General features: G+C 69.5%; 6 protein-coding genes. All 6 read right to left on the reverse strand.

From position 1 onward, the window contains the following. Positions 1-925, reverse strand: a 925-nt coding sequence (locus tag IY392_RS05030; RefSeq protein ID WP_309234009.1) for an ABC transporter permease, incomplete at its 3' end; no start/stop codon positions are given. After that, on the reverse strand, positions 922-1905 hold the full coding sequence (locus tag IY392_RS05035) for an ABC transporter substrate-binding protein (RefSeq protein ID WP_194860683.1): 984 nt from the start codon (positions 1903-1905) through the stop codon (positions 922-924). The genes IY392_RS05035 and IY392_RS05030, both read right to left, overlap by 4 nt. A 152-nt stretch (positions 1906-2057) precedes the next feature. Beyond that, complete coding sequence (locus IY392_RS05040) at positions 2058-3044, reverse strand: linear amide C-N hydrolase (protein WP_194860684.1); 987 nt, start codon at positions 3042-3044, stop codon at positions 2058-2060. Between the two features lie 103 nt (positions 3045-3147). Then, on the reverse strand, positions 3148-4923 hold the full coding sequence (locus IY392_RS05045) for a GMC family oxidoreductase N-terminal domain-containing protein (RefSeq protein WP_107757681.1): 1776 nt from the start codon (positions 4921-4923) through the stop codon (positions 3148-3150). Next, positions 4916-5806, reverse strand: a complete 891-nt coding sequence (locus tag IY392_RS05050; RefSeq protein ID WP_107757680.1) for a hypothetical protein — start codon at positions 5804-5806, stop codon at positions 4916-4918. The genes IY392_RS05045 and IY392_RS05050 overlap by 8 nt, the downstream gene beginning before the upstream one ends. Before the next feature lie 78 nt (positions 5807-5884). Beyond that, positions 5885-6430: a DUF421 domain-containing protein gene (locus tag IY392_RS05055; RefSeq protein WP_107757679.1), complete on the reverse strand. Its 546-nt coding sequence runs from the start codon at positions 6428-6430 to the stop codon at positions 5885-5887. Between the last annotated feature and the right edge of the window lie 229 nt (positions 6431-6659).

Raw genomic sequence — 6659 nt, forward strand, 5'->3', positions numbered from 1 at the left:
CCTCGACAGTGGTCCCGCCGCCCGCCATCGCCCGCTCGTTGGCGGCGGCCGCCGTGGTGGGCTTGCGGCCGAACCGACCGCCCACGGACTTCCACCTGGGTGCGAGGAGCGCGATCACCACGAGGATCGCCGTGACCGCCCTCATGTCGTTCGGGTTGAGCCCCACCTCGAGCGCCACGGCGATGATGAACTGGTAGAGGACCGCGCCCACGATCACGGCGTACACCGCGAGCCACAACCTGCGCTGGCCGAGGATCGCCTGCCCCAGGATGACCGAGGCCAGGCCGACCAGGATCATGCCGATGCCCATCGAGATGTCGGCGAAGCCCCGGTACTGCGCCAGCAGCGCGCCGCACATGCCCACGAGGCCGTTGGACAGCGCCAGGGTGAGGGTCTTGGTGAAGTCGGTCGACACGCCGAAAGACGAGATCATCGGGCCGTTGTCGCCCGTGGCTCGGATGGACAGGCCCAGATTGGTGGTGAGGAACCAGATCACGACGAGTCCGAGAAGTCCCACGGCCACCGCGAGGACAGCCACTCCGGCCCAGGTGCCGAGGATTCCGGCCTCACGGAGCGGGGTGAACGCGGTCTCCTGGCGCAGCAACGGGGCGTTGGCGCTGCCCATGATCCGCAGGTTGACCGACCACAGGGCGATCATGGTGAGGATGCCGGCCAGCAGCCCGTCGATCTTGCCCTTGGTGTGCAACAGGCCGGTGACGATGCCGGCCAGGAACCCGGTGGCGAATCCCGCGAGGGTCGCGATCACCGGGCTCCAGCCGGCGAGGAGTGCCGTCGCCGCGGTGGCGGCACCGGTGGTGAAGCTGCCGTCGACGGTGAGGTCGGGGAAGTTCAGCACGCGGAAGGTCAGGTAGACCCCCAGCGCCATGACCCCGTAGATCAGGCCTACCTCGACGGATCCGATCACTTCTTCTCAGCCTCGGCGAGGATGTCCTCCGGGATGGTCACGCCCTGGCGCTCGGCGGCGTCCTCGTTGACGACGTAGGTGAACTCGGCAGCGGTCTCGACCGGCATGGTGGCGGGGTCCTCGCCGTCGCGCAGGATGCGCAGCGCCATCTCGCCCGTCTGGCGGCCGAGCTCGGTGTAGTCGATGCCCAGGGTGGCGACGGCCCCGCCCTCGACGGTGCCCTCCTCCGCGGCGATCACGGGGATCTGCTTGGTCTCCGCCACCTGGACGAGTGCGGCGATACCGGAGACGACCATGTTGTCGGTCGGGACGTAGATCGCGTCGACGTCGCCGAGGGCCTCGACGGCCTGCTGGATCTCGTTGACCGAGGTCACGGTCTGGGTGACGATCTCCAGGTCGAGCGGTCCGGCGGCCTCCTCGGCCTGGTCCACCTGGACCTGGGAGTTGACCTCCCCGGAGGCGTAGACGATGCCGACGCGCTCGGCGTCGGGGACGATCTGCTTGAGCAGTTCGAGCTGCTCGTCGATCGGGGCCGCGTCCGAGGTGCCGGTGACGTTGGCGCCCGGCTCCTCCATGGATTCGACGAGCTCGGCCGAGACCGGGTCGGTGACCGCGGTGAACAGCAGTGGGATGTTGATGATGTTCTGGGCCATGGCCTGGGCGGCCGGGGTCGCCACCGCCAGGGCGAGGTCCAGGTCGTCGGCGGCGAACTGCTGCGCGATGGTCAGGGCGGTGCCCTGCTCGCCGTTGGCGTTCTGCTCCTTGAACTCCACCTCGACGCCGGCGTCGGCGAAGGCCTCTTTGAAGCCCGCGGTGGCCGCGTCGAGCGCCGGGTGCTGGACGAGCTGGTTGATGCCGATCGTGTACGACTCCCCGCTGTCACCGGCCGTGCCGTCCTCGGTGCCGCCTGTGCAGCCTGCGAGGACGAGCGCCGAGGTGGCCACCAGTCCGGTGAAGAGCTTCGCGCGTGAGAATGCCATGTGCCATGCCTTGTCTACGGTCACGGGTGAGCGTGAGGGGCCGGATGCGTTAACAGTGCTGGCACATGAGGGTACCGGGTCGTGCCGCCCGCGTGACCCCGGACTCTCCTCGCGGGGTGCGGGGCCGGTCGCCCACGGGGACCGTCCCCTGCTCAGGACGCGCGGAGGAACTCCATCGGCGCCGCCACCTCGAAGTGCGCGCTGACCTCCCCGACCAGTCCGCCCTCGAGCCCGGTGTCGGCGACCAGATCGAGTTTGCGGACCGGTGCGCCCTCGGACAGGTCGAGTGCGTCCAACCGGGTCCAGACGATGTTGGGCCGACTGGTGTCCTCGAAGACGTACACGCCGTCGACGTGGTCGGTGATGGTCCGCCACAGAGTCGTGGAGGCGTTCGGATGGCCCGGTTCCGGCGTGCGGAACGGCTGCGACGCGTTGCGCATCACGCTCAGCAACTCCGCGACCGCCCCCGTCCGGTCGGTGGGCGCCGGGAGCCGGTCCAGGTAGTAGGCCGCGCGGGCGAAACGCTCGTCGGCGTCCGTGCCGCCGGGCAGGGGGCGGTCACCGCCGAAACCTTCGATCTCCCGCAGACGGTCGAGTTGCTCGGCGAACGGGGGCGAGTTGGTCATCACCGTGTAGGACCGGTCGTGCCAGATGTGGGGTTCGCCGTCGGTGTACTCGATGATCGCCGAGTCCCCGCTGCGGTCGTCGAGCGCCAGGTGAACGGTGACGGTCGCGCCGGTGACCGGATCCCCGGACGTCCGGATCTGGACCCGGGACCGCCGCATCCAGTCCACGGCGTCGGCGACGGTGGAGAAGTTGTCCAGCATGTACTGCACCCACGCCGAGGCGCTCAGCGCCGGACGCTCCGGGTCGCGGTCGCCGTAATCGGACTCCGCCAACCACAGCAGATGTCCCGCCAGGCCCGCCTCGTTGATCCCGTCGGTGCTCGCGAGGTCATAGGCCGCGGCCACCACGCTGCCGTACGTCGAGGTCCAGGTCAGACTGTCGTCCACGCCGTTGTCGCGGGTCATGCCCCGCGGGAACGCCCAGAGGTTGGTCCGCAGATCGACCTCGTAGTCCATGGTGCGGCCGGCCAGGACAAGGTTCTCGGAGGGGGACCAGAGGGTTCTCGTGCACATGGCTTGCCTTCCCGACGCGACGACCGGAGATGAAGGAAAACTATCACTCCGTGTCCGTGTGGAGAGGCGAACGGGGCCGGGGGGGCGACCGGAGAGTGCCCGTTCAGAGTCCCATCGCGTTCATGCGCGCGGAGATCCTGGGATCCGTGCTGACCACCGGTGCCTCGGCGCGCACCCACGGGTCCCCGCCGAAGTACAGCTGGAATATCTTCTCCGCCGTGCGGGTGGCGAGCGCCTGGGTGGTCAGGGTCGGGTTGGGTCCGCCGAGTGCGTTGGCGAGGGCCGAGTTGTCCGCGATGAACAATCGCTTGACCCACCGGGCCTCGGCGTTGGCGTCGAGCACCGAATTCTGGTCGGACTCACCCATCCGCATCGACGAGTGCACGTGGAGCAGCAGCGGCGCCCAGTCGAGCCGGTACACCTTCTTCGCCCCGGCGGCCCGCATGATCTCCACGGACTTGTGCACCATGAACTCCCGGTTCTCCTGCGTTCTGGGGGAGCGGTCGCGCAGGGTCACGTCCACCTTGGCGGGCGCGCCGTTCTCGTCGGCGGGGAAGAGGGACGGGGTGATCCGGTTCCTCGACTGCACGTGGTCGTCGGTGATCACGAGGAAGTTGAGCAGGGTGTCGATCCCGCCCATCATGAGGTCCTTGAGCTCGTTGCCCACGAGTCGGCCCGACGGCCCGTCCCACGGCCCGTACAGGCCCCGGCCGTTGTCGTAGACCCCGCGCACCCCTGAGTCCGAGAGGGAGAGCGTGAAGGCCTGGATCGCCGGGCCCAGCCCGACGTTCTCCATCCCTCCGCGACCCGGCCAGTCCATCCGCGCGGCCGAGTTGGCGCCCTTGGAGTTGCCCGTGTACTCGTCGAAGCTGCCCACCACCCAGTCGAAGTGGTGGTCGGTGTGGCCGCGACCGACCCAGTCGTTCGGGTTGGGTAGCCCGCTGTTGAACCACAGTCGCGGGCTCTCCGTCACCCCTCCGGCCAGGACCACGACCCGGGCGTCCTCGGAGAAGACCTCCCCGGTGGTGTTGTTGCGCCAGGTCACGCCCCGGGCGACGCTGTGCGGGCCCTCCTGCTCGTGGTGGATCCGCTGGACGAAGCTGTCCGCGATCAGCTCGAACGCCCGCCCCCCGGGGCGGACCGCGTCCGCCGCCAGGCCGAGCGGGACGTAGCTGTTGTCCGTGGAGCGCTTGGCGTACTGGTTCCTCGGCGCCCGCCTGGGCACGTAGCACCCCTGGAAGCAATGGCCGCAGAAGGTGCAGCCGGTCGCCTGCGGGTAGGTGAGGAGGTTGGCGTCGTCCGTCCGTCCCGAGTTGCCCCCGGGTTGGAGGATCGCGTTCTGCTGCGGTCGGAACGCCGGCCGGGTGATGTTCCGGGAAGTCTGGACCGGGAGACCGATGCCCTCGCATCCCCGGAAGGTCAGCTCCTCCTTCGTCCCCATCGCCGCGGTCTCCACCGGGAGGGTGTCCTCGACCCATTCCAGGTAGGGCACCAACTCCTCGTAGCTGAACGGGAAGAGGTGGGCGGTGTCGTACTCTCCGGCGTCGGCACCGGTGTACCCGCGGAACGCGCCGGGCATGGGGCGGGGGCTGTTGCCGTAGTAGTGCTGGGTGGTCCCACCGACACCGGACAGCTGCCAGATGAACAGGTTGTCCGTCCATTCCCGGAACCACGCGGGCTTGTCGCGGTCCTCGGGTCCGAACCGGAGGAAGCCGTTGTTCGGGTTGTTGGCGTCGTTCTCGGCGTGGGACCACTGGTTCTCGGGATCGGCGTGCCGGGGGCCGCCCTCCAGGATCAGGACGTCGAGGCCCCGCCCGGCCAGTTCGGCGGCCACGACCGGGCCACCGCCCCCCGCTCCGATGACGATGACGTCACGCATCCGCAGGCACCTCCGTGCGGTTCTGGTAGTACCCGACGAACTCGGGGTGGCCGTCGACCAGGCCCGTGGGCCGGAACCCGGTGAGCTCCCAGGGGACCGGGCGCGGCTCCACCGTCCTCGTCTGCCGATTGAAGGTGTTCTGCTCGGAGTACACACCGAACGCGGCGGCCTGGAGCATGATCCCGCCGGCGAACCGGAGGAAGCCCGAGGCGGAGCCGCGCAGGGGGGCGGGCAATGATCCGTCGACGATCGCGATGAGCTCAGGGACGGGACCCTCGATGCCCTCGAGGACGCGGCACTTGTCCCCGAGCGACAACCGGGAGAACGGCGATCCGAGGGGGCCGGTGATCGAACCGGGATTGACGAGCAGCGCGCCGGTGTTGAGGACCAGGGCGACGGGCAGGGACAGCGGGAGCACGCGATCGCTGTAGACGTATCCGAGCACCTCGTCGATGCGGCGACCGTCGGGCTCGCTCAGACCCAGGAAGGGCTCAGCCGGTATGCCCATGTCCGCCAGCGCGGTTCCCATACCCAGGGCGAGAGGTCGCGCGAGTTGGTCGCCCATCGCGAGATAGTTGTCGAACAGGTCCTTCATGAACTCACCACCGCCGACCTCGATCGGCCCGGGGTCCTCGCGTGGCGTGCCCTGCTGTCTCGACCATTCGTCGGGCCCGGGCATGACCATCACGCACAGTGCGCGCATGGTGTCCAGGGAGAACTCCTCGACCGCGTCGAGGACCGCGCTGCCGGTGGCCTGGGCGTTCGCCCGTCCCACGAGTCGCATCGAGTGGTTCAGGGCTCCCGGGAACGAGACGCCCGCGCCCACGAATGCGCCGAGGAGAGACGCTCGCGCCAGGAAGGCCCTCCGGTTGAACTGATCCATGGCTCCGCCTCCGTTTAACACCGTTGGGCCACGGTAACTATGTGATATTCCTCACGCCACCGGTCCCGGGCGGACCCCTCACCCCTCGTTGTCCCGGATGTCGGGTCGGCCGGTGAACGGCAGCAGGCTCGAGGCGTCGCCCAGATCGTCCCGGCCGATCACCCCCAGGCTGCCGTCCTGCTGGAGGATCACCGCTGCGACCTCCTCGAGCGATCCCTTCCCGGATTGCCGGGCCGCGGTGTGGACATCGTCCTCGAGGAGGCGGTGGCTCCGTAGGGCCCGGCCCTGCATCCGGCCCTGGTAGTAGAGGAGGACCGGCGGGCTGTCCAGCAGCGACCTGACCCGCGGTGACCGTGCACGGACCGCGGCGAACAGCCATTGGATACCGACGAGCAGCGCCACGACCAGCACCGTCTGGACGAGCGGCACCTCGGTCGCGGTGAGGGTCCGGCCGAACGCCGACCCGATGGTGACGGCGACGATGAAGTCGAGGGGGGTCATCTTGGCCATCGTGCGGGGCCCGGACACCCGGAGGATGAGGACCAGGGCGACGAATCCGCAGGCGACCATCACGACGGAGTGGACGATCGGGTCCCAGCCGTCCCAGAGCAGAGTGGAGTCCATGCCGCGCATCGTGCGCGTACGGCGCGGTCAGGGCAACCGGGCGGGCAACCGGCCGTCGAGTTCAGGCCGGTGTCGCGGCCGGCGTGGCAGCGGGACGACGGGACCGCAGCGGGCATCGGTCCCGCGCGGCGAGGAGGCAGGCCATCGCCGCCGTGGCCAGGACCACGACGGTGCCGAGGATGATCGGCGCGGCCGGGAAGGGCAGTTCCTGGGACAGGACCACCGCGCC

Source organism: Dietzia sp. SYD-A1 (assembly GCF_015356725.1).
Lineage (GTDB): Bacteria > Actinomycetota > Actinomycetes > Mycobacteriales > Mycobacteriaceae > Dietzia.